The following is a 26,084-nucleotide window of genomic DNA, read 5'->3' on the forward strand; positions in this document are numbered from 1 at the left end:
TCTACAGGAAGAGGGATTGCATGAACATGATTAAAACCCGCGCCGCCGTTGCCTGGGCAGCTGGCGAACCGCTGAAAATCGAAGAAGTGGATCTGATGCCACCGCAAAAAGGTGAAGTGCTGGTGCGCATCGTGGCTACTGGCGTGTGCCACACCGATGCTTACACCTTGTCGGGACAAGATCCGGAAGGCGTATTCCCGGCGATCCTCGGTCACGAAGGCGGCGGCGTGGTGGAAGCGGTGGGTGAAGGCGTGACCAGCGTGGCCGTCGGCGACCACGTGATCCCGCTTTACACCCCAGAGTGCGGCAAGTGTAAGTTCTGTCTCTCGGGCAAAACCAACCTCTGCCAGGCGATTCGCGCCACCCAGGGCAAAGGTTTGATGCCAGACGGCACCACCCGCTTCTTCAAAGACGGCAAGCCGATTTTCCACTACATGGGCACCTCAACCTTCTCTGAATACACCGTGGTACCGGAAATCTCGCTGGCGGTGATCAGCAAAGAAGCGCCTCTGGAAGAAGTGTGCCTGCTGGGCTGCGGCGTCACCACCGGCATGGGCGCGGTGATGAACACGGCCAAAGTGAAAGAAGGCGATACCGTGGCGATCTTCGGCCTCGGCGGCATTGGTTTGTCGGCGATTATCGGCGCGAAGATGGCGAAAGCCGGTCGCATCATCGGTATCGATCTCAACACCAGTAAATTCGATCTGGCGCGCAAACTGGGTGCCACCGATCTGATCAACCCAAAAGATCACGATAAGCCGATTCAGGATGTGATCGTTGAACTGACCGACGGCGGCGTCGATTTCTCCTTCGAGTGCATCGGTAACGTTAACGTGATGCGTTCGGCGCTGGAGTGCTGCCACAAAGGTTGGGGCGAATCAGTGATTATCGGCGTGGCTGGCGCGGGCCAGGAGATTTCTACCCGTCCATTCCAGCTGGTGACCGGTCGCGTATGGCGTGGTTCCGCTTTTGGTGGCGTTAAAGGCCGTTCACAGTTGCCGGGCATCGTGCAGGATTACCTCGACGGTAAATTCGCCCTGAACGATTTCATCACCCACAACCTGCCGCTGGAAGAGATTAACGACGCCTTTGATCTGATGCATGAAGGGAAATCCATCCGTACGGTGGTGCATTTTACTAAGTAATCAGGAGACGTTATGGCTTCCACTTTGGAGCTGTTAGAAGAGCATCGCATTTTTGGTGGCTGGCAGCAGCGCTGGCGTCATCAGTCGGCCGTGCTGAACTGTCCGATGACCTTCAGCATTTTTCTGCCGCCGCCGCAGAGTGACGCACCGCCGCCAGTGGTGTGGTTTCTCGCCGGATTGACCTGCAGCGATGAGAACTTCACCACCAAAGCCGGCGCCCAGCGCGTGGCTGCGCAGCTGGGTTTGGTGCTGATTATGCCAGACACCAGCCCGCGCGGTGACGAGGTGGCTAACGACAGCGGTTACGATCTCGGCCAGGGCGCAGGTTTCTACCTCAACGCCACGCAGCAGCCGTGGGCGGCGAACTTCCGCATGTTCGATTACCTCAGCGCGGAGCTGCCGGAGTTGGTGGCGGATAACTTTAAGCTGAGCGATCGTCAGTCGGTGATGGGTCATTCAATGGGCGGTCACGGTGCGCTGGTGTTGGCATTGCGTCTCGGCGGACGTTTTGCGTCTGCTTCTGCCTTCGCGCCAATCGTCAATCCTACCGAAGTGCCGTGGGGCCAGAAGGCCTTTGCCGCATACCTGGGTGAAGATCGTCAGACGTGGCGTGAATGGGATAGTTGCCTGTTGATGCGTGACGTGGAACAGCGCTTGCCGATTCTGATTGATCAAGGGGATAGCGATCAGTTCCTCGCCGATCAGCTGCGTCCAGAGCGACTGGAAGCGGTGGCGCGTGAGCAAGGTTTCCCGCTGGAGCTACGCATTCAGCCGGGTTATGACCATAGCTACTTCTTTATCGCCAGCTTCGTGGAAGATCATCTGCGTTTCCACGCGAAGCATTTGTTGGTGTGATGGTGCTGGCTGTCGTGCTCGCTGTCCCCCATCCCGGCCTTCCCCCGTAAACGGGGGAAGGAGACGCTGCCACATGCAGCTTATTTACTCACATATAGCAGCATCTTCCTCCCCCATTAATGGGGGAGGACCGAGGAGGGGGACAGCGTGCACCCTATGGAGGACAGCGTGCACCTACCTAACTACACCAACGTCTCCGCCAGCCCGTCGATCATCACCTGCGGCATGCCGCGTGAGCAGTGCTCAATACGGCCGCGCACGCCATACACCTGCGCCAACGTCTCCGGCGTAATCACCTGCGACGGCTCGCCGTCCGCCAGCAGATTGCCATCCTTCAGCATCAACGCGTGATCCGCATGACGCAGCGCGATGTTGATATCGTGCACCACCACCACCGTCACAATATTGCGCAACCGGGTTTCACGACGCACCAGATCCATCACGTGGAACTGGTAGTTAAGATCCAGCGCGCTGAGCGGTTCATCCAGCAGCAACAGTTCCGGACGGCGAATCAGCGATTGCGCCAGACCCACCAACTGCTTCTGCCCGCCCGAAAGCTGATCGAGATAACGCATGGCTAAATGCGCGATGCCGAGCTGCTCGAGTAGATGCATGATCTCCGCTTCGTTCGAGGCGCTGTGCAAGCCACCCGACGCACGCTGCGCCACGATAATCGACTCCAGCACGTGCAGATGCACGCCCGCCGGCAAACTTTGCGGCAGATAAACCACACGCTGCGCCCGGCGCGCAAACGGCTGGCTCATCAGCTCTTCACCGTTCAGCCACAGCTCGCCCTGCCCTTTGCCCAAACCAGCCAGCGCGCGCAACAGCGTCGATTTGCCGCAGCCGTTGGGGCCAAGCAACACGGTGATTTTGCCCTGCGGCAGCTCCGGCACGTTGAGATCGTCAATCACCTTGCGCTTCGGATAACCGGCGGAGAAATGCTTGAGACGTAATCCCTGCTCCATTACACCGTCCCCCGATGACGCAGAATAATGCTGAGGAAGAACGGCACGCCGACCAGCGACGTCACAATTCCCACCGGAATGATCACGCCGGGAATCAGGTTTTTCGACGCCACCGAAGCCAGCGACAGCACCAGCGCACCGACCAGCGCGCTGGCTGGCAGGTAATAGCGGTGATCTTCACCAAACATCATGCGCGCAATGTGCGGCGCGACCAGACCGATGAAACCAATTGGGCCGACAAACGCCACCGCCAGCGCAGAGAGAATACTGATGCGCAGCAGCGTTGCCAGGCGCAGACGGCGCACGTCGATACCAAAACTCACCGCGCGATCTTCGCCGAGGCGCAGCGCGGTCAGCTTCCAGCTACTGAGCATCGAGAACGGAATCAGGATGGCAAAGGCGGCGGTTAATACGCCGAGCTTTTCCCACGAGGCGCGCGCGAGGCTGCCCATGGTCCAGAACACCAGGCCCTGTAAAGTATCTTCGCTGGCGATGAACTGCATCATTGAGACTAATGCGTTGAAGGTGAACACCAGCGCGATACCAAACAGCACCACGCCAGAGGTCGAAACTTTGGTCCAGCGCGTCACGCCATCCAGCATCAAGGCGGCAAATAGCGCAAACACAAACGCGTTGGCGGAGATAAACCACTGATCCGGCAAGCCAGGAATGCCGATACCAAGAACGATGGCCAGCGCCGCACCAAAGGCCGCCGCCGACGAAACGCCGAGCGTAAACGGGCTGGCAAGCGGGTTATTCAGGATGGTTTGCATCTCTGCACCGGCAAGGCCGAGCGAGAAGCCCACCACCACCGCCATCAAGGCGTACGGTAAACGAATATCCCAGACAATCACGCGGGTGCCCGCATCGACCGCATCGGGATGCGTCAGCGTTTGCCATAAGGTGTCGAGGGAGAGCCCAGCCGGGCCGAGGGTGAAATCAAGAATCACTGACGCTAATATCGCTAGCGCCAGCACGCCAATTAACATCAATCGCTGGCGCAGTACCTGACGATAACGCGTCATGGTGTCGGTTTCGAGGCCGTTTTCCGCCAGCAGCGTGGCGTCGGTGGTACGCATTGTTCTACCCGTTTCTTGTCGAAATCATAACGGCAGCCACAATAGTGCAGGTGATAATAATTATCAATTCAATCTGAGTAACAAAATCCAAAACAATGCGCAATAAATTGCGCCGCTACTACACGTGCACCTTATTCGTAGCGGCGCGATTTATCGCGCAAGGGTATGACTACTCTTTAAACGTCGGGAATTCCATCTCGCTGTATTTCACGAAGCGCGAACCGCGTGTCAGCTTGTAACCCAACCAAATAATCAGGAACAGCGGCAGACCAATATAGGTTGCGGCCACGCCATACCAATCAATGCGGTCAGCAAGGAACGCCTGATAGTTCTGACCCAGTGTGATGATCAAACACAGAATAAAGGCGAAAATCGGTCCCAGCGGGAAGAAGCCCGAACGGTACGGCAAATCGGCCAGGTTGTGACCCTGAGCGATATAACCGCGACGGAAACGGTAATGGCTAATGGCGATACCCAACCAGGCAATAAAACCGGTCATGCCTGAGGTGTTCAGTAGCCACAGGTAAACTTCCTGGTTACCAAATTTCGAGCTCAGGAAGCACAATCCCGCCACCACAGTGGTAGCAATCAGCGCGTTACGCGGCACGCCACCTTTCGACAGCTTGCCGAAAATGCGTGGCGCTTTACCTTCGCGTGCCAGGTTGAACAGCATACGCGTTGAGGCGTACATGCCGGAGTTACCCGCCGACAGTACCGCCGTCAGAATCACTGCGTTCATTACCGCTGCCGCCGAAAGCAGACCGGCATTCTGGAACACCAGCGTGAACGGGCTGATGGCGATATCGGTGACATCGTTATGCAGCAGCTTCGGATCGGTGTACGGCAGAATCAGGCTAATGATCAGAATAGCGAAGATATAGAACAGCAGAATTCGCCAGAATACCTGACGCACCGCGCGCGGAATGTTCTTCGCCGGATCCTCAGATTCACCGGCTGCGATACCGATCAGCTCGGTGCCCTGGAAGGAGAAGCCAACGATCATCGCCACGCCTATCATCGCGGCAAAACCACCGGCGAACGGCGCTTCACCCACGGTCCAGTTATGCCAGCCGGCGTTTTCTGCACCGCGCATGATGCCGGTGATCATCAACACGCCAACCACAATAAAGATGATGACGGTGGTCACTTTGATCAGCGAGAACCAATATTCCGCTTCACCGAAGCCTTTGACTGAGATGTAGTTGAGCAGGAACATCAGGCCAAGGAACAGTGCGCTCCAGATCCAGCCGGGCGTGTCCGGGAACCAGTAGTTCATGACGAGCTGCGAGGCGACGAGGTCAACGGCGATGGTCACCGCCCAGTTGTACCAATAGTTCCAGCCCAGCGCGAAGCCGAAGCCTTCTTCAACATATTTTGAACCGTAGGTGGAGAAGGAGCCAGAAACCGGCATAAAGGCCGCGAGTTCGCCGAGGCTGGTCATCAGGAAGTAAACCATCAGGCCGATGAGCGCATAGGAGAGCAGCGCGCCGCCGGGTCCGGCCTGAGAAATGGTGGCACCCGAGGCGACAAACAGGCCGGTACCGATGGAACCACCAATGGCGATCATGGTGAGATGACGCGCTTTTAATTCACGGCGCAATCCAGGTTGTTGTGTTGTTTTTGAGTCATTATGCATGTGTAAACGCTATGCTGGATAAAAATGAGGCGAGATTGTAGCAGCTAGCCCCAAGCTGTATAGCATTCACGTCGGGTTATTAGTTACCTTCATGATCGGCCGGGAATTATTAGCCGCAGCGTGATCAGCGCTGTGATTATTCACGGCAATACGACAGGAAACGGCTTAAAGCTTTGGACACATGCTTCTGTCGATGATGGATGCGATACAGCGTGCGCGTCAGGCGCGGCAATGGGATCGCGACTTCCACCAGCGTGCCGGCTTCCAGCAGATCCTCAATCACCCGCCGCGACAAACAGCTGATGCCCATGCCGTGACGCACCGCGTGTTTAATCGCCTCTGAATTGCCTAACTCCATGCCGAGCTGAAACTGTGGCAGATGCGACAGCAGCAGATAATCAACGATCTCGCGCGTGCCTGAACCGCGCTCGCGTAGAATCCACGGCGCGGCGGCGAGCGCTTCCAGCGTAATCGGCTGCTGCAGGATGGCGGCATCCGGCGCGGCAAACACCACCAGCTCATCTTCCAGCCACGGCTCGCTGATAATATCCAGCTCGTGGCACGGACCTTCGATCAAACCGATATCGACGCGAAAATCCGCCACCGCATTAATCGCATCCTGACTGTTGCCGACGCTCAGCTCCAGCGGCAACGCGGGGAAATCGCGGCGATAGGCGGCGATCATGCCCGGCAGCAGGTAATTACCAATGGTGCTGCTGGCGAACAGGCGAATCGCCCCGTTATCTTCCTTAAACAGCTGTTCGATTTCGCCCGCCTGCTCCATCAAACCCACGGCACGCGGATAGAGTAAACGGCCATGCTCATTCACCACCAGCCGCTTACCGACGCGGTCAAACAGCTGCACACCGAGTTGGTTTTCCAAATCTGCTAACGCGGCGCTCACCGCCGACTGCGACAGCGCCAGCACCTGCGAGGCCTGCGTCGTCGAGCCGCTCTTCAGCACTTCGGTAAACACTTCAATCTGGCGCAACGTGATGTGCATGCGGTTCTCTTTATATTACTTATTCTGGTTAATTATAAATATATTATCAATTTTACTTTTATACCAGCACAGCGCAGGCTTGAGGCAGAGATTGAATGTTAGAAGGTCGCCAGGAATGGTACCCCTAAAGGAGAAAAGTATGGCTGAGTTAAGCGTGAATAAAACCCCGTTTCATCTACATCACTGGCTGCCGGGTTTGCTGTTGACCGTGGCGATTGCCGGTACCGCGGCGTGGTTAAGCAATCAGTCTTGGTTGGCCGGGGCCGGATTCGGTGCGCTGACGTTAGCGATTATTTTGGGCATCGTGCTCGGTAACACCCTTTATCCGCAGATGGCCGGCGCATGTGACAGCGGCGTAATGCTGGCGAAACAGCGCTTGCTGCGCCTCGGCATCATCCTGTATGGCTTTCGTATTACCGTGCAGCAGATTGCGGACGTCGGTCTTAGCGGCGTATTGATTGATGTGATGGTTCTCAGCTCCACTTTCCTGCTGACCTGTTTTATCGGCATTCGTCTGCTGAAGATGGATCGCGAAACCGTGTGGCTGATTGGGGCGGGCAGCAGCATTTGTGGCGCGGCGGCGGTGCTGGCGAGTGAACCTATCGTTAAGGCTGCGCCGTCAAAAGTGGCGGTGGCTGTTGCGACTGTGGTGCTGTTTGGTACCCTCGGTATCGTCCTCTATCCGCTGCTGTGGTCGCTGCTGCCAACAGTTAGCGCGGAACATTTCGGAATCTTCACGGGTTCGACGTTGCATGAAGTAGCGCAGGTCGTTGCGGCAGGACACGCGATGGGTGCCGAGGCCGAAAACACCGCCGTGATTGCCAAAATGCTGCGCGTGATGATGTTAGCGCCCTTCTTGCTGATGCTGGGAAGCTGGCTGAAACGTCAGCGCAGCCACAACGCACAGCAACAAGCGATTAGTTTTCCCTGGTTCGCGCTGCTGTTTATTGTGGTGGCGCTGTTTAACTCGCTGCATCTGCTGCCTGCCAATATTGTTAGCACGCTGAATCAGCTGGCCAATCTGCTGCTGGCGATGGCGATGGCTGCGCTGGGTTTGACTACGCGCTTCAGCGCCCTGAAACAGGCCGGTTGTAAACCGTTGCTGCTGGGATTGGTGATGTTTGGCTGGTTAATTCTCGGCGGCGGAGCACTCAATGTGCTGGTGCAACATTTCATGGCGTAACCGCATCCGCTATGATGGGCAGCTTTGCAGCAGCAATCGCCCAATCAGGAGAGCGGCATGAAATATATCGGCGCACACGTCAGTGCATCAGGCGGCGTGGACCAGGCAGTTATCCGTGCCCACGAACTCGAAGCCACAGCCTTTGCGCTGTTCACCAAAAATCAGCGCCAGTGGAAAGCCGCACCGCTGTCAGGGGAAGTGATCGATGCGTTCAAAACCGCCTGCGATCGTTACAACTTCACCTCCGCGCAGATTCTGCCGCACGATAGCTATTTAATTAACCTCGGCCATCCGGTGATGGAAGCGCTGGAGAAATCACGCGAGGCTTTCCTCGATGAGATGCAGCGTGCCGAGCAGTTGGGTTTGACCTTGCTGAACTTCCATCCGGGCAGCCATCTGAAGCAGATTGAAGAAGAAGCATGCCTGAAGCGTATCGCCGAATCGATCAACATCGCGCTGGATAAAACCAGCAGCGTGGTGGCGGTGATCGAAAACACCGCCGGTCAGGGCAGCAATCTCGGTTTTCGCTTCGAGCACCTCGCCACCATTATTGAGCACGTGGAAGATAAGTCGCGCGTTGGCGTGTGCATTGATACCTGCCACGCCTTTGCGGGCGGTTACGATCTGCGTACCGAAGAAGCCTGCGCCGAGACCTTCAGCGACTTTGAGCGCATCGTTGGTTTCCAGTATTTGCGCGGTATGCACCTGAATGATGCCAAGAGCACGCTGGGCAGTCGCGTCGACCGCCATCACAGTCTGGGTGAAGGCAATATTGGCAAAACCGCGTTTAGCTGGCTGATGAAAGATAAACGTTTTGACGGCATTCCCATGATTCTGGAAACCATTAATCCGGATATCTGGAAGGATGAGATTGCGTGGTTGAAGTCGGAGCAGCAGGGTTAATTATCTGATTAAACAAAAGGGAGCCGCAGCTCCCTTTTTTTATGTCTGACGAAGATTACGCGGCTTTAACCAGCTCTTCTTCCGGACGTTTCAGGATGGCGTAGCCAAGTCCCGCTACCGCAGTACCAATCACAATCGCCAGCAGATAACCCAATACTGGGGTAATCGCGCCTGGAATCAGCAGGACGAACAGACCACCGTGCGGTGCCATCAGTTTCGCGCCAATCGCCATGGAAATCGCACCGGTTACCGCGCCGCCAATGATACAGCACGGCAGCACACGCATTGGATCACGCGCCGCAAACGGAATCGCACCTTCAGAGATGAAGCACAGCCCAAGCACCAGCGCCGCTTTACCCCCTTCCTGCTGACCTTTGTTGAACTTACGACGCGCAACCAGCGTCGCCAGGCCCATCGCCAGCGGTGGTACCATACCGGCTGCCATGATGGCCGCCATCGGTGCGTAGGTTTGTGAACTCAGCAGACCAACACCAAACGCATAGGCTACTTTGTTCACCGGACCGCCCATGTCGGTACACATCATGCCACCGAGAATCGCGCCCAGCAGCACTGCGTTCGCGGTACCCATATTGGCCAGCCAGGTTGTCAGGCCAGTCATGATGCCCGCCACCGGCTTACCTACCACGTAAATCATCAGCAAACCGGTAATTAAACTCGCCACCAGCGGAATAATCAGAATCGGCTTCAGCGCTTCCATACTCTGCGGCAGTTTCACTTTGCTGCTGAGCATCTTCGCGGCGTAACCGGCAATGAAACCGGCGATGATACCGCCCAGGAAACCGGCGTTAATGCTGGTGGCGATCATACCGCCAATCAAACCAGGCGTCAGACCCGGACGATCCGCAATCGAGAAGGCAATGAAACCGGCTAACACCGGCACCATCAGCGCGAAGGCGCTGCCGCCACCGATCTGCATCAGTGCCGCCGCTAAGGTGCCCGGCTCTTTAAATGCGGTGATACCAAAGGCAAATGACAGCGCGATGCTCAAACCACCGGCAACCACCATCGGCAGCATGTACGAAACGCCAGTCAGCAGGTGACGATAGGCACCGGCTTTCTCTTTGCTGTCGCCCTGTGCGCTGGCAGCCTGATTGCCGCTCGGCTGATAGGTTTTCGCTTCGGCCTGCGCTTTATCCAGCTCCTGCGCAGTTTTCTTCAGCGCCAGACTGGTTGAGGTGCGGTACATCGGCTTACCGGCAAATTTCGCCAGATCCACATCGATATCAGCCGCGACGATCACCAGATCGGCCGCCGCCACTTCTTCTGGGGTAATCGCGTTGCCTGCGCCCACTGAACCACGGGTTTCAACTTTCACCCACCAGCCACGCTTGGTCGCTTCGGCCTGAATAGCTTCAGCAGCCATAAAGGTATGCGCCACGCCGGTTGGGCAGGCGGTCACCGCCACGATGCGTTTCTGAGCAGCGCTCTGCGCAGCTACTGGCGCGGCAGCGATTGCAGCCGCAGGCTGCCAGGTTTTGGCACTCGCTTTGGCTTGATTGATTGCCGCCAGCGGATCGCGCAGCGCTTGCTGCACATCAACCAGCGCCAGCGATTTACCGGCCAGCTCTGCGTCGTGCGGCATATTGTGGCCAGCAACCAGCACCAGTTCAGCTTCGGCGGCATTATCGGTCAGCGTCAGGCCAGCTTGTGCCGCCGTCGCGCGTAAACGTTCCAGCGCCAGATGTCCTGACGCCAGTCCCAGTGAAGAATCTTTTATCAGCAGCGTTTTCATTATCGCTCTCCTGCTGTTAGTTAACGGGTTGTAAGTCGACGCGCGCCATCATCGCGGCCAACTGGGTACGATCTTTCACGCCAACGTTGCTTTGGCTGACGGCCATCGCCGCCACTGCCGTCGCCAGACGCAGCGTGTGCTCGCTGGATTCACGCATCAGCAAGCCGTAAATCAGGCCGCCGACCATCGAATCGCCGGCACCGACGGTGCTGACCACTTCGCAGGCAGGCGGTTTGGCGATCCATTCGCCGGAGGCATTCACCCACAGCGCACCTTCAGCACCGAGAGAAATCACTACGTGCGCAATACCTTGCTCACGCAGTTCATGTGCAGCACCGATCACGTCCTGCAGCGCAGGCAGTTTGCGACCAGCCCAAATCTCCAGCTCGCGGCGGTTCGGTTTCACCAGCCACGGCGCGGCTTTCAGACCGGCAACCAGCGCTTCGCGGCTGCTGTCGAAGATGATGCACGGGCACAGCGTGCGCAGATCGCTCATCCATTTAGTGAACGCTTCTGGTGCCACGCCGGCTGGCAAGCTGCCGCTGACGCACACCATGTCGAACTGTCCGAGCCAGGTCAGAGAATCGGCGGTGAAGCGCTCCCAATCCTGCGCGGTGACCTCAAAGCCAGAGAAATTCAGGTCGGTCACATCGCCGTCTTTTTCGGTCAGCTTAACGTTAATACGCGTACGGCCCTGCACCACCTGAAAACGGTTGGCGATGCCGAGTTCGCTGAACAGCTGCTGAAAGCCGTCCTGATTCTCTTTGCCGAGGAAACCGCCGACGGTGACATCGATACCGAGATCCTTCAGCACTTTGGCAACGTTGATGCCTTTACCCGCCGCGTGCAGGCCGGTGGTTTTCACCAGGTTAACTTCGCCGCGCTCAATTTCTGGCGTGTATCCGACCAGATCGTAAGCCGGGTTTAAGGTAATTGTTGCGACACGACGGCTCATGCAACCCCCTCGCCTAAACCAGAATTGATCGCTTCTTCAATTGCGTTCAGCGCCTGCTGTGCATCTTCGCCGCTGGCGGTAAAGCGCAGGCGATGGCCTTTTTTCACACCGAGCGCAACGACTTTCATCAGGCTGCGGCCGTTAGCAGGCTTACCGCTGCCATCGAGATTGGTTACGGTGATGTCGCTGTTGAACTGTTTGATGACGGTCACCAGCGCCGTGCCCGGACGCGCGTGCAGACCGTGTTCGTTGCGGATGGTGAATTCAGCGGTCAGCAGCTCGGCAGCTTCATCGACTTCGCTGGTCAGCAGCGCCAGAATACCGGCGGCATCGGCCTTCAGCAGACGTTCAGCTTTGTTGCTGAGCAGCAGGTTGCTGAGATAGTCCAGCACTTCCAGCGGACGCTGATCGTTAGCCGCCACGGTCAGCAGCAGCGCGACGTTTTCGCCCTGATGCTGGAATGGCGCTGCCGCGCGGCTTACGGCCACTGCGCTGCCGAGATTGCCGTTGGCGCTGTCGCTCAGCCAGATGCCCTGACCGAGGCTCAGCGGGGCGCGGGAAATCACGTCAGCAATAAATGACGCGTCCACCGCGCCTGCAGCCTGCAGACGTCCGGCGTTCAGTGCCTGTAACGTGATTAAATCGCTGGCCGCCACATCAACGGCAATCAGCGAGGTATCGAATTTGAATTCTGCAGCCTGGTTTTCGCCCATCAGCAGCGCACGCAAATCTTCCGCCGAGGCGGTTTTTAGCTGTTCAGCAATGCTGTCATCACTTAATACGTGAGTGAGCTGGCGCAGCAACGCGAGGTGTTCATCCGATTTAGCGGCAATACCGATCGCCACATACGCCGTTTGCCCTTCGCCCCAATCCACGCCCTGCGGGAACTGATAAACCTGGACACCGGTTTTCAGCACCAGGTCGCGGGTGTCGGTGGTGCCGTGCGGAATGGCGATGCCGTTACCCAGGAAAGTGGTGGTTTGCTGTTCGCGCGCCAGCATGCCGTTAACGTAGCCTTCGGCCACATTGCCTGCAGCGGTTAACGCAGCGGCAACCTGACGAATGGCCTCTTCTTTATTCTGTGCGCTAGCACCGGTATGAATGGCCTGAACTTCGAGCTGGAACATATCTCTCCTCGCTTGCTGTATTGAATCGTTTCAGCTAGATGGTGAAAAAAGCTGCTGTGCATCGCGGACTTAGCCGGAGTGACAACGCTGAAACGTTTCAGGGAATATGGTACAGCCACGTACAGCAGGCAAGAAAATGCGCGATCTGAGTAGCAGATTTTTGACGTTCCGCACACTTCATGTTGGATTTAAGATTTTTACCGGCAGGCAGGCTGATGCTTTTGCTGTACAGACCAACGGCACTAAGCCCAATTCTTCAGCTATGCGTCAGCAGTGCTTCAGGGCGCCGTCTCGGCTTCCAGTTTAAGCAGAAATGTCATGGCGCTATCACGGCTGCTGCCACACATTTCGGCGCTGGGCTGTAAGCCGGCACAGACCGCCGGACGCAGCGGTGAACCAAAGATTTTGCAACGCTGTTGCTCATCAAGCTGCACGCAACGCGTGTTGGCCGGCTTGCCGTGCGGCATGCCAGGAATCGGGGACGAGATTGAGGGGGCTGTGCAACAGGCACCGCACTGGTCACGACAAAACATCATGCGCTCCTGCAGACAATTCGCCGCGACAATAACAGTCCCAGACCGCGAATGCCATGCACCGGCAACAATTTTACATTGGCTGACTTGCCAGTTTTTCGCCGCGCGAGTAACGTGACGCGCATTAACCTCCTGTCAGCGAGAAAACCACCATGCCAAAGGCAAATGAGATCAAAAAAGGGATGGCTGTCACCTGGAACGGCAAACTGTTGCTGGTGAAAGACATTGATGTACAGAGCCCAAGTGCTCGCGGTGCCGCGACGCTCTATAAGATGCGTTTCACCGATGTCCGCACCGGCCTGAAAGTGGAAGAACGCTTCAAAGGCGACGATATTATTGACGCCATTTCGCTCAGCCGCCGCGCCGTCACCTTCTCTTATATAGATGGTGATGAGTATGTGTTTATGGATGACGAAGACTACACGCCGTACAACTTCAAAAAAGAGCAAATTGAAGAAGAGCTGCTGTTTATTCCTGAAGGTGGCATTCCAGGCATTCAGGTGCTGACGATGGATGGCCAGGTCTTGGCGCTTGAGCTGCCACAAACCGTCGATATGGAAATTGTTGATACCTCGCCGGGCATTAAAGGCGCCTCCGCCAGCGCTCGCTCCAAACCCGCAGGCATGAGCACCGGCTTATCCATTCAGGTGCCGGAATACCTGAGCAATGGCGATCGCATCCGCATTCATATTGCGGAACGTCGTTATATGGGACGCGCTGATTCATAACGTGCTTCCGTCCGGCGGCCGGTGATTGTTATAGTATAACAAGGCCGTGCGCGCCGGATGCCTCTCATCCACGCGCGATTTATTCTCTTTTTTTGGGAGCCCTTTTGTGACGCGCGTAAACCTCATCACCGGATTTCTCGGCAGCGGAAAAACCACCACTCTGCTGCATCTGTTAGCCAATAAACCCGCCGATGAAAACTGGGCGATTCTGGTCAACGAATTTGGCGAAATTGGCATCGACGGCGCACTGCTCGCCGATCGCGGTGCCACGCTGAAAGAGATTCCCGGCGGCTGCATGTGCTGCGTTAATGGCTTGCCGCTGCAGGTTGGGCTGAACATGCTGCTAAAACAGGCTAAACCCGATCGTCTGATTATCGAACCCACTGGCCTTGGCCATCCCAAACAGCTGCTGAATATGCTGCGTGCCGCCGTCTATCAACCCTGGATTCAGGTGGATGCCACCTTAACGCTGCTCGATCCGCGCCAGCTTGCCGACGCACGCGTAGTGGAGAATGAGAATTTCCGCGATCAGCTGGTGGCGGCCGATATCATCGTGGCGAATAAAAGCGATCGCTGGAGCGATGATGATCGTCAGCGGTTACAGACCTGGCAACAGCAATTTTTGGGCGAGCGTCAGCTAGTGGAAGCAGCGTGGGGACACATCGATCCCGCGCTGTTGACTCAACCCGCCTTGGCGGATCGTGCGGTTCCCGATGCAGCACATCACTACCATAATTCACGTCCACAAGGCTTGGCCGCACTGAAACTGGATGGCCAGGCGCGCTGGCGTCGTGCGCTAAATGAAGGCCAGGGCTATGCTTCCTGTGGCTGGATTTTCGATGGTGAAACCGTGTTTGATACGATCAAAGCGCTAGAGTGGGCAAGGCATGCGCCAGTTGATCGCGTTAAAGGTGTGTTGCGCACTGCCGATGGTTTAGTGAATATCAATCGCCAGGGCGACGATCTGTTTATAGAAACCCGCCCTACTACACCGCCTGATAGCCGCATCGAATTGATTCATCATCAGCCTGCTGACTGGAACCTTTTGCAGACCGCTTTGTTGAAGATTCGTTTAAATTAGATGCGTTAGGTTGCCCCGTTGTTTTCACTTTGAGTCTATTTTCTATGCGCGCTTCTCGATTAGTCACCATCCTGCTGCTGAATGCACTGGGTGTGATGCTTTTCCTTTCATGGTACCTGCCGCCGGATCACGGGTTCTGGTTTGGTATCGATAAAGCCATCTTTTATGGCTTCAATGACCAGATGGTTGATCATCACGGTTTCGCACTGTTAGTGGCCATCACTAACTTCCGCGGTTTCGATGTGGTTTCGCTGCTGGCTATGGGTTTGCTCTATTTAAGCTACTGGCGTCGCGAGACACCGCAAGGTCGCCGCCGTTTGCTGGCCATTGGCATCACGATGCTGCTGAGCGCGGTAGTACTGAACCAACTCGGTCATCTGCTGCCGGTACAGCACTCTAGCCCAACGCTTTTCTTTGAGAATGTGCATCGCGTAAGCGAACTGACCGGCATCCCGGCCAAAGATGCCTCGAAAGATAGCTTCCCTGGCGACCACGGCATGATGCTGATGATCTTCACCTGCTTTATGTGGCGCTATTTCGGCTTCCGCGCGTTTCTGGTGGGGTTGATGATTACCGTGGTGTTTGCTCTGCCACGTGTGATGGCGGGTGCGCACTGGTTTACTGATATCGCTGTGGGTTCGTTGTCAGTGGTGCTGGTTGGCATGAGCTGGTGCCTGTTAACGCCCTTCAGCGACAAGCTGGTGAATTGGCTGAACCGTTCGTTGCCGGGCAAATATAAGCCGCGCACGTAATTGTTAAGCGCGAGTGATCATAGAACAAAAAGTCAGTCGCTCGCGCTTATTTAAAACCTGAATAAACTATTAGCAAACTAACATTATTCAGGTAAAAGAAAAGATTATGATGAAAAACGCGGAACAATAGCCTTAATCCTAAGTTGTCCAGCCCGAACCCTCTTAAAATCGGCCTTAGCGCCAGAATTACCCCCTTATTGCACCGCTGTTTGGCTATTAAATCGCTGCCAATTGTTGATAAAGTCGCCATTGTGTTACAGATTGATTTCACATCGAAAAAACCTTTGAATATTTATATAAAAGCACTCGCCACGCGGTCTGTAATCGGTTAACCTCGAATCCGATTAGTAAGCAACAGCATAAAATGCGGTGCTGAAAGCGACAAAAATGTGTGCATTAACACATTTTAGTAATTAAGGATTTGTCTTAGACGGTCGTACTTATTAATCTCAACCCGTTTTGTCATCTGGCTGACGACATTCTGTCGTAAGGAAATCGAAGGAAAACACGTACAATGGTCAAGTCTCAACCAATTCTGAGATACCTCAGGCGGATCATTTCCGCGGTAGCACTCGCAACACTTTTATCAGCATGCAGCAGTACCCATAACGGTCAGAACGCGAATAACGAGAATCATGAAGTTAACAACCAGAATGGTTTTTTACTTCAAGCGTCTCAGGACGAATTTGAACAGATGGTGCAGAACGTGGACGTTAAGTCCCGCATCATGGAACAGTACAGTGACTGGAAAGGTGTACGTTATCGCTTAGGCGGCGACACCAAACGCGGCATTGATTGTTCTGCTTTTGTTCAGCGCACCTTTCGCGAGCAGTTCGGTTTAGATTTGCCACGCTCAACGTCTGAACAGCAAGACACCGGCAAAGAGATTTCACGCAATAAATTGCGCGCAGGTGACTTAGTGCTGTTCCGCGCCGGTTCTACCGGTCGCCACGTGGGCATCTATCTTGGCAACGATAACTTTGTTCACGCGTCCACCAGCAGTGGCGTCATGATTTCCAACCTGAATGACAGTTATTGGAAAAATCGTTACCGCGAAGCGCGTCGGGTTCTTGCTAAAAACCCAAGCTAACGTATTTCTTTGATGATCCTCTCAGCCAGAGAATCAGAAACGCTGCCCCGGCAGCGTTTTTTTTCGCCCGTAGTTTTTAACTCAAATCCAACCGATAAAAAGTAATTGAGAATCAAAAATATAACGAGACATTCTTCGCGCTCTCGTTATATTCTCGTTGACTTCCTGATACCCAGATATTGCGCTGCAGACACCGTTATCACCGTGGCTGCGGTCTGAAGTGGGTAGTGACCAAACGATAAACATAATAAAAAATGGCAAGACAAGGGGAATGCACTCCATGCCACTGTCAGGGACATTAAAACACCACAGCAGTTATTCACGCCGTATCGCCTGGCATAGTGCGATTATCGGCGCGGCATTCTTTCTGCTTTTTGTCACCGTGCTATTAACACTCACCTGGCAAAAACGCGTACAACAACACGAACAGCTTTTGGCACACAGCCGCGACGATTTACAACAGGTGATAGCAAGCCTGGTCGATACACTTTATCCCTTACAGCAATACACCCAGTTAGCCTGCAACAACGTCAGTCGTGAGCTCACTTCTCGCGCCGCCTTTGCCGGTAATATCCGCGCCATCCTGCTGGTGCGTGATGGCAACGCTTACTGCTCTTCTGCCACCGGCGCTTTTCTGATGCCGGCCAACGATATTTCTCCTGAGTCTGAACTGGAACGCGATCGCGATATGCGCTTGCTGGAAGGCACGCCATTGCTACCGAAGAAACCGGCGCTGGTGCTATGGGTGAAAAATCCAGGTTCAGCCGAGACCGGCCTTTTCGCCACCATGAACATCAGCCTGACGCCTTATCAGCTGCTGGCCTCTTATCATCCCGAAATCACCGGCATGGCGCTGGTGGTCGGCAACAAAGCGCTGTTGAGCGGCAGCAACAACGTGGTACGCGCGAGTGATTTACCGGCATCGCTGCATGAAATAGCCTTTAATAACAGCGATCTGCACTTCGTGCTATTTGGCACCACCTTAGCGCCACGCGATTACTCACTGACGTTGCTGACCGGCATCCTCTTCTCACTGCTGATTTCCGCGCTAAGCGGGTTGTTGCTGACGCGACATCAGCGGCCGGGCAAAGAGATCATGCAGGGCATTAAACGCGGCCAGTTTCATGTTGAATACCAGCCGCTGGTCACCGCGCACGATGGACAACCCTACGGCGTGGAAGCGCTGCTACGCTGGACGCATCCCACTGAAGGCATGATTCCGCCGGATGCCTTTATCAGCTACGCCGAAGCGCAAAACCTGATTATTCCGCTCACTCAGCATCTGTTCACGCTGGTGGCGCGCGACGCTCAGTTTCTCTGTAAACAGCTGCCGCGCGGCACGCGCCTGAGCCTCAATCTCTCGCCGCTGCATCTCGCTTCAGAGAGCTTCCGGCGCGATGTCCAGGCATGGATTAACATCATGCCCACCGATCACTTCAACTATGTGTTTGAAATTACCGAACGCAGCATGGTCGGTGAAAAAAGCGCGGGAGAAATCTTCGCCTGGCTACATGAGAACAATTTTAAAATAGCGATTGATGATTTCGGCACCGGGCATAGCGCGCTGATCTATCTGGAAAAATATCCGTTCGATTACCTGAAAATCGATCGCGGCTTTGTGCAAAGTATTGGTACAGAAACCGTCACCTCACCGGTGCTTGATGCAGTGCTGCTGCTGGCGAAAAAACTCAATCTCAAAACCGTGGCTGAAGGGGTCGAAACGGGCGATCAGGCGGCGTGGCTGGTGAATCGCGGCGTGACGCATTTACAAGGCTATCTGTTTAGTCGTCCGTTACGCCCCGAAAACCTCGTCAGCTATTATCAACGCCAGCGCGCGCTGAGTTAACATCACGCGAACCCCATGAAACTGCTACCATAAAGTGCGGAACACCACAGGAGATCGCCCCACTTATGCTGCTGCGTCTTGTCACAGCGTTGTTCATTTGTAGCGCCATTGCGCCGCTGCATGCCGCCACCATCAATGAAAGCTATGCCTTCGCTAAGCTGGGCGAGCCGAAATATGCGGTGAATTTCACTCACTACGATTACGCCAATCCCGCCGCGCCCAAAGGCGGCAAGATCACGCTGGCGGTGGTGGGCACCTACGACAACTTCAATCGTTTCGCCTCGCGCGGTAATCCCGGCATCGGTACCGATACGCTGTATGACGGCTTGTTCACCACCTCCGATGATGAACCTGGCAGCTACTATCCGCTGATCGCGGAATCAGCGCGCTATCCCGACGACTATCGCTGGATGGAAGTGTCGATCAATCCTCATGCACAGTTTCAGGACGGAACACCGATTACCGCGCAGGATGTGGCTTTCACCTTCCAGAAATTCATGACGGAAGGTGTGCCGCAGTTCCGCGTGGCGTTTCGTGACGTGCAAGTGAAAGCGCTAAACCGTCTCACCGTGCGTATCGACATGCCGAAACCGGACAAAGATCGGATTCTCAGCTGGCTAACGCTGCCGGTCATCCCGGAAAAATTCTGGCAAAACAAAAAGTTTAACGAGCCGATTGGTTATCCGCCGCTGGCCAGCGGGCCTTATCGCGTCACCTCCTATAAATCGGGTCAGTTTATCCAGTACAGCCGGGTGAAAGATTACTGGGCCGCCAATCTGCCGGTGAATCGCGGGCGTTTTAACTTCGATACTTTGCGTTATGACTATTATCTTGATGACAACGTGGCGTTTGAGGCCTTTAAAGCCGGCGCTTACGATTTGCGCGAAGAGGGTTCAGCGAAGAAATGGGCGACACAATATCGCGGCCGCAACTTTGACAGTCACGCCATCGTCAAATCGACCATTCCCAACACCGTTTCCACCGACACGCAATGGCTGGCATTTAACAACGAAAAACCGCTGTTCGCCGATCGTCGCGTACGTGAAGCCATCACGCTGGCGTTCGATTTCGAGTGGATGAACAAAGCCTTGTTCTATGGCGCTTACAAACGCACGCGCAGCTATTTCCAGAACACTGAATATGCAGCGCTTGGCTATCCCAAAGCCGAGCAGTTGATCCTGCTGGCGCCCTACAAAGCGCAGCTGCCGCCCGAAGTGTTCAACAATGAGTATGCACCGCCACGTTCTGACGGCAGCGGTTTCGACCGCGGCAACCTATTGCAAGCCATGAACTTGCTGAAAGCGGCGGGTTGGGAAATCAGAAATCAGCAATTGGTGAATGTGAAATCCGGCCAGCCGTTCCGTTTCGAATTACTGATGCGCAGCGGTACGCAAAACGACTGGGCGTTGCCGTTCCAGCACAGCTTGCAACGGCTTGGCATCCAGGTCTCGCTGCGCCAGATTGACAGCTCGCAATATCTCCGCCGTATGCGCGAAGGCGACTACTACATGATCCCATCGCTCTATTACGCCATGCCATGGCCCTCGACCAGCTTGCAAACGATCTGGCAATCTCAATTCATTGACTCTTCCTGGAACAGGCCGCGCGTGAAAGATCCCATCGTCGACCATTTTGTGCAGCAGATCGTTGAGCATCAGGGCGATGAGAAAGCGCTGCTGCCGCTCGGCCAGGCGCTGGATCGCATCCTGCTGTGGAATGCCTACATGATTCCGATGTGGTACAGCGCGGAAGATCGCATGGCGTATTGGGACAAGTTTTCCCATCCCGAGATTAAACCCGCGTTTGCTACCGGTCTGGAAAACTGGTGGTACGATGTGAACAAAGCCGGGCGATTGCCGGCCAATCGACGCTGAGGAGCACGGTTTGGCAGCCTATTTTCTTCGCAGGTTACTGCTGATCATCCCGACACTTTGGGCGATCATCACCCTGAACTTCTTTATTGTGCAGATTGCGCCGGGTGGACCGGTGGATCAGGCGTTAGCCAACGTGCAGTTTGGTCACAGCACCGGCATTCCTGGCTCAGGCGGCGGCGACAGCGGCGCGCGCGGTGCGCTGATGCGTGACAATCCCGGCGACAGCCAATATCGCGGCGCTCGCGGACTCGATCCGGAAGTGATCGCGGAAATTAAGCATCGCTATGGCTTCGATAAACCGCTGCTGCAGCGTTACGGTGAAATGCTGTGGAACTATATCCGTTTTGATTTCGGCGACAGCCTGTTTCGCAGCGCATCGGTGCTGCAGCTGATCAAAGAGAGTTTGCCGGTCTCCGTCAGTTTGGGATTGTGGAGTACCTTGATCATTTACCTGGTATCAATTCCGCTGGGCATCAAAAAAGCGGTGCGTAACGGCAGCGCTTTCGATATCTGGAGCAGCACTTTTATCATCATTGGCTATTCGATTCCGGCCTTCCTGTTCGGCATCATGCTGATTGTGCTGTTCGCCGGCGGCAGCTATTTCGACTGGTTCCCGCTGCGCGGCCTGACGTCACCGCAGTTTGATGCGCTGCCGTGGTACAGCAAAATCAGCGATTACCTGTGGCACATCACGCTGCCGGTGCTGGCTACGGTGATTGGCGGTTTCGCCACGCTGACCATGCTGACTAAAAACTCGTTCCTTGATGAGATCCGCAAACAATATGTGGTCACCGCACGCGCCAAAGGGCTGGATGAGAAGCGCGTGCTGTACGGCCACGTGTTCCGCAACGCCATGCTGCTGGTGATCGCCGGTTTCCCCGCCACCTTTATCAGCATGTTTTTCACCAGCTCGGTGTTGATAGAGGTGATGTTCTCACTCAATGGTTTGGGCCTGCTCGGCTATGACGCCACTATTCAGCGCGACTATCCGGTGATGTTCGGCACGCTCTATATCTTCACCTTGATTGGCCTGCTGATGAACATTCTTAGCGATCTGACCTACACGCTGGTCGATCCGCGCATTGATTTTGAGGGACGCTGATGCGCTTATCTCCGGTTAACCAGCAGCGCTGGCAGCGTTTTCGCCATAACCGTCGCGGTTACTGGTCGCTGTGGATTTTCCTGATCATTTTTGTTCTGTCACTGGGCGCTGAGCTGCTGGCTAACGACAAACCGCTGCTGGTGCATTATCAGCAGCGCTGGTATGTGCCGCTGCTGTTCAACTACAGCGAAAGTGATTACGGCGGTGATTTCTCTACGCCTGCCGATTATCAGGATCCCTGGCTGAAGCAGCGCATCGATCAACAAGGTTGGGCGATCTGGGCACCGATTCGCTTCAGCGACAGCACCATCAACTTCGCCACCAATGTGCCCTTCCCTTCGCAACCTTCCGCACAAAACTGGCTCGGCACCGATGCTAACGGTGGCGATGTGCTGGCACGCTTGCTGTATGGCACGCGCATCTCATTGCTGTTCGGCATCATGCTGACGCTGTTCTCCAGCGTGATTGGCATCGTGGTTGGCGCGGTGCAAGGCTACTTTGGCGGCCGCATCGATTTGGTGGGTCAACGCCTGATTGAGGTGTGGTCCGGCATGCCGTCGCTGTTCCTGCTGATTCTGCTCTCCAGCGTGATTCAGCCCGGCTTCTGGTGGCTGCTGCTGGTAACAGTGGTGTTTGGCTGGATGAGCCTGGTAAGCGTGGTGCGCGCCGAATTCCTGCGTGCGCGCAACTACGATTATATCCGTGCGGCGCGTGCGCTCGGCGTCAGCGATAGCCGCATTATGCTGCGCCACATGCTGCCCAACGCCATGGTCGCCACGCTGACGTTTTTGCCATTTATCCTGTGCGGCTCAATCACCACGCTAACTTCGCTGGACTTCCTGGGTTTTGGTTTGCCGGTGGGATCGCCCTCGCTTGGCGAGCTGCTGTTACAGGGCAAAAACAATTTACAGGCGCCGTGGCTGGGATTGGCGGGCTTCTTTGCCCTCGCCCTGCTGCTGTCGTTACTGATATTTATCGGCGAAGCGGTACGCGATGCCTTTGACCCGAGCCGAGGACGCTAAATGAGCCTGTTAACGGTGAATCATCTGGCGGTGGCCTTTCAGGATCGCCGCGTGGTAGAAGACATTTCGCTGCAGATTGACGCCGGCGAAACGCTGGCGCTGGTGGGCGAATCCGGTTCAGGTAAAAGCGTGACTGCGCTGTCGATCATGCGCTTATTGCCGCAACCGCCGGTCAACTATCCGCAAGGCGAAATTCTGTTTAACGGCCAGGATATTTTGCAAGCCAGCGAACGCACCCTGCGCGGGCTGCGTGGCAACCAGATGGCGATGATTTTTCAGGAACCGATGGTGTCGCTCAATCCACTGCATAACGTGGAGAAGCAGCTGTATGAAGTGCTGTCGGTGCATCGCGGCATGCGGCGCGAAGCCGCGCGTGGCGAAATGCTGAGCTGCCTGGATCGCGTCGGCATTCGCCATGCGGCATCGCGCTTGCAGGATTTTCCGCACCAGCTTTCTGGTGGTGAGCGACAGCGCGTGATGATCGCCATGGCGCTGCTAACCCAGCCGAAGCTGCTGATCGCCGATGAACCGACCACCGCACTGGATGTGACGGTGCAGGCGCAAATTCTGCAACTGCTGCGCGAACTGCAGCGTGAACTCAACATGGGCATGCTGTTCATCACCCATAACCTGAATATCGTGCGTCAGCTGGCGCACAGCGTCACGGTGATGCGCAATGGCCGTGCTGTGGAACATAATCGCTGCGATATGCTGTTCAGCCAGCCGCAGCAGCCCTATACGCGCGAACTGATCGCCGCCGAGCCGGATGGCGAACCGGTGCCGCTGCTGGATGCGCAACCGCTGTTGCAGGTGAAGAATTTACAGGTTGGTTTCCCGATCCGGTGGGGATTGCTGCGTCGCACTGTGGCAGAGAAGATGGCGCTGAAGGATCTTAGCTTTACCCTGCGGCGTGGCGAAAGCCTCGGACTGGTGGGCGAATCGGGCTCGGGCAAAAGCACAACGGGCCTGGCGCTGCTGCGTTTAATTAGCGCGCGCGGTGAGATCTGGTTTGACGATCAGCCGCTGCATCAGCTGTTGCCAAAGCAGTTATTGCCGCTGCGCCAGCGCATTCAGGTGGTGTTTCAGGATCCCAATTCGTCGCTCAATCCGCGCATGACGGTGCAACAGGTGATTGCGGAAGGTTTAGCGGTGCATCGCCCGGAACTGAGCAGTGCGGAGCAGGAAGCCAAAGTGATTGCGGTGATGCAGGAAGTGGGGCTCGATGCCGACAGCCGCTCGCGCTATCCGGCGGAGTTTTCAGGCGGTCAGCGCCAGCGCATCGCGATCGCCCGCGCGTTGATCCTTGAGCCGCAGCTGATTGTGCTGGATGAACCCACCTCGTCGCTGGACCGCTCGGTGCAGAAGCAAATTCTCACCTTACTGCGCCGTTTGCAGCAGCAGCATCAGCTCGCCTATCTGTTTATCAGCCATGATTTGCAGGTGGTGCGCGCGCTCTGTCATCAGCTGATTGTGCTGCGTCAGGGTGAAGTGGTGGAGCAAGGTGATTGCGAAACGCTGTTTAACGCACCAGCAGCCGATTACACGCGGCAGCTACTGGCGTCTGCGCAGGGAAAAGATCTAAGTCAGTGACCATCAAAGGTTTCGGCGATAGCGACACCCTGATTTTTCAGGCAGCAGTTGGTCGCGCTTTCGTCATCACGTTGAATCAGCAGGCAAGGCTGCCCTTCACACTCGGCGATTTTGCACTCGACCTGAATTTGCGCCAGCGTCTCCTTCAGCTGGTGCAGAATTTCCAGCGCCGGATGACCATCATGACTCAGCAGGCGCAGCACCACTAAATCTTCGGCATGCACGCCATTCGCTGCTTCCTGACGCACAATTTCACCCGCATGTTCCAGCGACCAGCGATAATGTTGTGGCAAGCGATGCACAACGGAAAGTTGCAGCATAGTTATACGGCCCCCAGAGACGTTAACTTTATTCACGACGACGGCACAACGTGGTGAATCCCAATCTGATTAGCTCTGAATACCAATTCAGTCTGCCTTCTCGTTTTAAACACAAAGCGTGTAGCAAATTTATAATTTGCGAGGCTTCTCACATTTATGCCTATGTTTACCGTGTTCGGCTGCGGTTAACAATCATTTTAGACGCATTATCGTTACTTTTTTATCTCTAAATTTTCACATAATGGAAACATTAAGCATAACGAATGAATGGGGATTAGCGAGTGAGGGAGAAGAATTAAGAGAGGTCAGGTCGCCATTTATGACGACCCTGGGGATGTCACGCCGGCTGTTGAGGCCGCGAAGCATAGGTGAACAGCACAATCGAAATTGTGGCGCACAGCGCAATGGTGGCAACCATCGGCCAGGCGCTGTTAATGCTGACTAATGAGAGCAGCGCGCCGACTAAAGCACCGACACCAAAACGCAGCGTTCCCGCCAGCGAGGAAGCGGTGCCCGCCATATGCGGAAACTCATCCAGAATCACTGCCATCGCATTCGACGACACCGTCGAGACGCAGCCAATAAACATCGCCACGCCAAACACCAGCGACAAGAAGCCCAAATCCAGCGCGCTGGAAATCAACAGCCAAACGCCCATCGCGAACTGAATCAACAATCCCATGCGGAACATTTTCACCGGACCAAAACGGCGCACGGCGCGGCTGTTGATCAACGTCATCACGAACAGGAACACCACGTTCAGGCCAAAGTAATAGCCAAAGTTCTGCGGGGAAACGTGGTTCACTTCGATGTAGACAAACGGACCGGCGTTGAGGAAGGTGAATAATCCGGCAAAGGAGAAACCGCTCGCCAGCATGTAACTGAAGGCGCGCTTGTGGCGCACCAGCGCCACAAAGTTGCCCAACGTGGTCCGCAGATGAAAGCGCTGGCGCTGTTCGGGCTTGAGCGTTTCACGAATTTGCGTCACGACCAGCATGGTGGTGAACAGCGCGGCACCTGCCAGCGTCCAGAAAATAGCGTGCCAGTTCCACAGCAACAGCAGCCAGCCACCGATAATCGGTGCCAGCAGCGGCGCGATGGTGGTCACCAGCATCACGAATGACATCATGCGCGAGAAGTCCTCTTTCGAGTAGGTGTCGCGCATCAAGGCGTTGATCACCACGCTGGCAGCGGCGGCCGATAAGCCGTGCAGGAAGCGCATAAAGATCAGCTGATCGATGGTTTGTGACAGCGCGCAAGCCGCGGCGGCGCAGGCAAAAATTAGCGTTCCCAGCACAATCACCGGTTTACGTCCGTAGCTGTCAGCCAGTGGACCATAAACTAACTGGCCAATGGCGAAACCGAGGATGTAAAGGTTGAGCGTCATCTGCACGCTGCCCGCCGAAACCGCAAACTCATGGGCGATTTGCGGCATGGCCGGCAGATACATATCGATAGAGAGCGGCATCAGCATTGCCAGCAATCCGAGGATGACCACTAAACCGACCGGTGAATTCTTTTCCTTGCGCACCGCGTTCT

Annotated in this window: 23 protein-coding genes; 13 read left to right on the top strand and 10 right to left on the bottom strand. The window is 55.6% G+C overall.

The features are described 5' to 3' along the window. Positions 1-20 precede the first annotated feature (20 nt). Entirely contained in the window at positions 21-1,145 is a 1,125-nt protein-coding gene (locus MWH02_RS13430) for an S-(hydroxymethyl)glutathione dehydrogenase/class III alcohol dehydrogenase (protein WP_064739274.1), read from the top strand. A gap of 12 nt (positions 1,146-1,157) precedes the next feature. Next, positions 1,158-2,000, top strand: a complete 843-nt coding sequence (fghA, locus tag MWH02_RS13435) for an S-formylglutathione hydrolase (protein ID WP_137386162.1) — start codon at positions 1,158-1,160, stop codon at positions 1,998-2,000. A gap of 182 nt (positions 2,001-2,182) precedes the next feature. On the opposite strand, the gene MWH02_RS13440 is transcribed toward fghA, so the two are convergent. From MWH02_RS13440 to yieE, 4 genes are all read right to left on the bottom strand, one after another. Further along, complete coding sequence (locus MWH02_RS13440) at positions 2,183-2,968, bottom strand: ABC transporter ATP-binding protein (protein ID WP_271460826.1); 786 nt, start codon at positions 2,966-2,968, stop codon at positions 2,183-2,185. Further along, the gene (locus MWH02_RS13445; protein ID WP_271460827.1) at positions 2,968-4,047 is read right to left on the bottom strand and encodes a FecCD family ABC transporter permease; all 1,080 of its coding nucleotides are present in this window, start codon (positions 4,045-4,047) and stop codon (positions 2,968-2,970) included. The genes MWH02_RS13440 and MWH02_RS13445 overlap by 1 nt, the downstream gene beginning before the upstream one ends. Before the next feature lie 169 nt (positions 4,048-4,216). Further along, a complete protein-coding gene (locus MWH02_RS13450; protein WP_101763707.1) occupies positions 4,217-5,683 on the bottom strand; it encodes an amino acid permease in 1,467 nt (488 codons plus the stop codon). A gap of 136 nt (positions 5,684-5,819) precedes the next feature. Further along, a complete protein-coding gene (gene yieE / locus MWH02_RS13455) occupies positions 5,820-6,686 on the bottom strand; it encodes a DNA-binding transcriptional regulator YeiE (protein ID WP_101763706.1) in 867 nt (288 codons plus the stop codon). A gap of 139 nt (positions 6,687-6,825) precedes the next feature. On the opposite strand from yieE, the gene MWH02_RS13460 reads away from it, so the two are divergent. Continuing rightward, positions 6,826-7,869, top strand: coding sequence for a YeiH family putative sulfate export transporter (locus MWH02_RS13460; protein ID WP_192233326.1), 1,044 nt, complete (start codon positions 6,826-6,828; stop codon positions 7,867-7,869). Positions 7,870-7,926: 57 nt separating this feature from the next. Further along, on the top strand, positions 7,927-8,772 hold the full coding sequence (nfo, locus tag MWH02_RS13465) for a deoxyribonuclease IV (RefSeq protein ID WP_101763704.1): 846 nt from the start codon (positions 7,927-7,929) through the stop codon (positions 8,770-8,772). 55 nt (positions 8,773-8,827) lie between these two features. On the opposite strand, the gene fruA is transcribed toward nfo, so the two are convergent. From fruA to MWH02_RS13485, 4 genes are all read right to left on the bottom strand, one after another. Beyond that, complete coding sequence (fruA, locus tag MWH02_RS13470) at positions 8,828-10,525, bottom strand: PTS fructose transporter subunit IIBC (RefSeq protein WP_271460828.1); 1,698 nt, start codon at positions 10,523-10,525, stop codon at positions 8,828-8,830. A gap of 16 nt (positions 10,526-10,541) precedes the next feature. After that, positions 10,542-11,480 carry a 1-phosphofructokinase gene (fruK, locus tag MWH02_RS13475; protein WP_101763702.1) on the bottom strand — a complete coding sequence of 313 codons (939 nt, stop codon included), beginning with the start codon at positions 11,478-11,480 and terminating at the stop codon, positions 10,542-10,544. Then, entirely contained in the window at positions 11,477-12,607 is a 1,131-nt protein-coding gene (gene fruB, locus MWH02_RS13480) for a fused PTS fructose transporter subunit IIA/HPr protein (protein ID WP_271460829.1), read from the bottom strand. The genes fruK and fruB overlap by 4 nt, the downstream gene beginning before the upstream one ends. Positions 12,608-12,885: 278 nt before the next feature. After that, complete coding sequence (locus tag MWH02_RS13485) at positions 12,886-13,140, bottom strand: YkgJ family cysteine cluster protein (protein WP_101763700.1); 255 nt, start codon at positions 13,138-13,140, stop codon at positions 12,886-12,888. Between the two features lie 152 nt (positions 13,141-13,292). Here MWH02_RS13485 and yeiP point away from each other — a divergent pair, with 152 nt between their 5' ends. The 9 genes from yeiP to yejF all read left to right on the top strand — a co-directional run bounded on the left by yeiP (position 13,293) and on the right by yejF (position 24,225). Continuing rightward, positions 13,293-13,868: an elongation factor P-like protein YeiP gene (yeiP, locus tag MWH02_RS13490; protein ID WP_008105009.1), complete on the top strand. Its 576-nt coding sequence runs from the start codon at positions 13,293-13,295 to the stop codon at positions 13,866-13,868. Between the two features lie 106 nt (positions 13,869-13,974). Next, positions 13,975-14,949, top strand: a complete 975-nt coding sequence (locus MWH02_RS13495; RefSeq protein ID WP_271460830.1) for a CobW family GTP-binding protein — start codon at positions 13,975-13,977, stop codon at positions 14,947-14,949. A gap of 44 nt (positions 14,950-14,993) precedes the next feature. Next, positions 14,994-15,701: a phosphatase PAP2 family protein gene (locus tag MWH02_RS13500; protein ID WP_101763698.1), complete on the top strand. Its 708-nt coding sequence runs from the start codon at positions 14,994-14,996 to the stop codon at positions 15,699-15,701. A 514-nt stretch (positions 15,702-16,215) separates the two neighbouring features. Continuing rightward, positions 16,216-16,791 carry a bifunctional murein DD-endopeptidase/murein LD-carboxypeptidase gene (gene mepS / locus MWH02_RS13505; protein WP_271460831.1) on the top strand — a complete coding sequence of 192 codons (576 nt, stop codon included), beginning with the start codon at positions 16,216-16,218 and terminating at the stop codon, positions 16,789-16,791. 280 nt (positions 16,792-17,071) lie between these two features. Beyond that, positions 17,072-18,637 carry a cyclic di-3',5'-guanosine monophosphate phosphodiesterase PdeN gene (pdeN, locus tag MWH02_RS13510; protein WP_271460832.1) on the top strand — a complete coding sequence of 522 codons (1,566 nt, stop codon included), beginning with the start codon at positions 17,072-17,074 and terminating at the stop codon, positions 18,635-18,637. 65 nt (positions 18,638-18,702) lie between these two features. Further along, on the top strand, positions 18,703-20,511 hold the full coding sequence (locus MWH02_RS13515) for an extracellular solute-binding protein (RefSeq protein WP_271460833.1): 1,809 nt from the start codon (positions 18,703-18,705) through the stop codon (positions 20,509-20,511). Positions 20,512-20,521: 10 nt separating this feature from the next. Next, complete coding sequence (locus tag MWH02_RS13520; RefSeq protein ID WP_176972345.1) at positions 20,522-21,613, top strand: microcin C ABC transporter permease YejB; 1,092 nt, start codon at positions 20,522-20,524, stop codon at positions 21,611-21,613. Further along, a complete protein-coding gene (locus tag MWH02_RS13525) occupies positions 21,613-22,635 on the top strand; it encodes an ABC transporter permease (RefSeq protein ID WP_271460834.1) in 1,023 nt (340 codons plus the stop codon). The genes MWH02_RS13520 and MWH02_RS13525 overlap by 1 nt, the downstream gene beginning before the upstream one ends. After that, positions 22,636-24,225, top strand: a complete 1,590-nt coding sequence (yejF, locus tag MWH02_RS13530; RefSeq protein WP_271460835.1) for a microcin C ABC transporter ATP-binding protein YejF — start codon at positions 22,636-22,638, stop codon at positions 24,223-24,225. On the opposite strand, the gene MWH02_RS13535 is transcribed toward yejF, so the two are convergent. Further along, on the bottom strand, positions 24,219-24,545 hold the full coding sequence (locus MWH02_RS13535) for a YejG family protein (protein ID WP_101763692.1): 327 nt from the start codon (positions 24,543-24,545) through the stop codon (positions 24,219-24,221). The two genes, yejF and MWH02_RS13535, sit on opposite strands and share 7 nt — an antisense overlap. 337 nt (positions 24,546-24,882) lie before the next feature. Then, on the bottom strand, positions 24,883-26,076 hold the full coding sequence (locus MWH02_RS13540; protein ID WP_192233314.1) for a Bcr/CflA family multidrug efflux MFS transporter: 1,194 nt from the start codon (positions 26,074-26,076) through the stop codon (positions 24,883-24,885). Positions 26,077-26,084 lie beyond the last annotated feature (8 nt).

This window comes from Pantoea leporis (genome assembly GCF_028048155.1).
In the GTDB taxonomy this organism is placed as follows: Bacteria; Pseudomonadota; Gammaproteobacteria; order Enterobacterales; family Enterobacteriaceae; genus Pantoea; species Pantoea leporis.

Coding starts and splice junctions, on each gene's coding strand:
- MWH02_RS13430 (WP_064739274.1), top strand. CDS start 21: ATGAACATGATTAAAACCCGCGCCGCCGTTGCCTGGGCAGCTGGCGAA.
- fghA (WP_137386162.1), top strand. CDS start 1,158: ATGGCTTCCACTTTGGAGCTGTTAGAAGAGCATCGCATTTTTGGTGGC.
- MWH02_RS13440 (WP_271460826.1), bottom strand. CDS start 2,968: ATGGAGCAGGGATTACGTCTCAAGCATTTCTCCGCCGGTTATCCGAAG.
- MWH02_RS13445 (WP_271460827.1), bottom strand. CDS start 4,047: ATGCGTACCACCGACGCCACGCTGCTGGCGGAAAACGGCCTCGAAACC.
- MWH02_RS13450 (WP_101763707.1), bottom strand. CDS start 5,683: ATGCATAATGACTCAAAAACAACACAACAACCTGGATTGCGCCGTGAA.
- yieE (WP_101763706.1), bottom strand. CDS start 6,686: ATGCACATCACGTTGCGCCAGATTGAAGTGTTTACCGAAGTGCTGAAG.
- MWH02_RS13460 (WP_192233326.1), top strand. CDS start 6,826: ATGGCTGAGTTAAGCGTGAATAAAACCCCGTTTCATCTACATCACTGG.
- nfo (WP_101763704.1), top strand. CDS start 7,927: ATGAAATATATCGGCGCACACGTCAGTGCATCAGGCGGCGTGGACCAG.
- fruA (WP_271460828.1), bottom strand. CDS start 10,525: ATGAAAACGCTGCTGATAAAAGATTCTTCACTGGGACTGGCGTCAGGA.
- fruK (WP_101763702.1), bottom strand. CDS start 11,480: ATGAGCCGTCGTGTCGCAACAATTACCTTAAACCCGGCTTACGATCTG.
- fruB (WP_271460829.1), bottom strand. CDS start 12,607: ATGTTCCAGCTCGAAGTTCAGGCCATTCATACCGGTGCTAGCGCACAG.
- MWH02_RS13485 (WP_101763700.1), bottom strand. CDS start 13,140: ATGTTTTGTCGTGACCAGTGCGGTGCCTGTTGCACAGCCCCCTCAATC.
- yeiP (WP_008105009.1), top strand. CDS start 13,293: ATGCCAAAGGCAAATGAGATCAAAAAAGGGATGGCTGTCACCTGGAAC.
- MWH02_RS13500 (WP_101763698.1), top strand. CDS start 14,994: ATGCGCGCTTCTCGATTAGTCACCATCCTGCTGCTGAATGCACTGGGT.
- mepS (WP_271460831.1), top strand. CDS start 16,216: ATGGTCAAGTCTCAACCAATTCTGAGATACCTCAGGCGGATCATTTCC.
- pdeN (WP_271460832.1), top strand. CDS start 17,072: ATGCCACTGTCAGGGACATTAAAACACCACAGCAGTTATTCACGCCGT.
- MWH02_RS13515 (WP_271460833.1), top strand. CDS start 18,703: ATGCTGCTGCGTCTTGTCACAGCGTTGTTCATTTGTAGCGCCATTGCG.
- MWH02_RS13525 (WP_271460834.1), top strand. CDS start 21,613: ATGCGCTTATCTCCGGTTAACCAGCAGCGCTGGCAGCGTTTTCGCCAT.
- yejF (WP_271460835.1), top strand. CDS start 22,636: ATGAGCCTGTTAACGGTGAATCATCTGGCGGTGGCCTTTCAGGATCGC.
- MWH02_RS13535 (WP_101763692.1), bottom strand. CDS start 24,545: ATGCTGCAACTTTCCGTTGTGCATCGCTTGCCACAACATTATCGCTGG.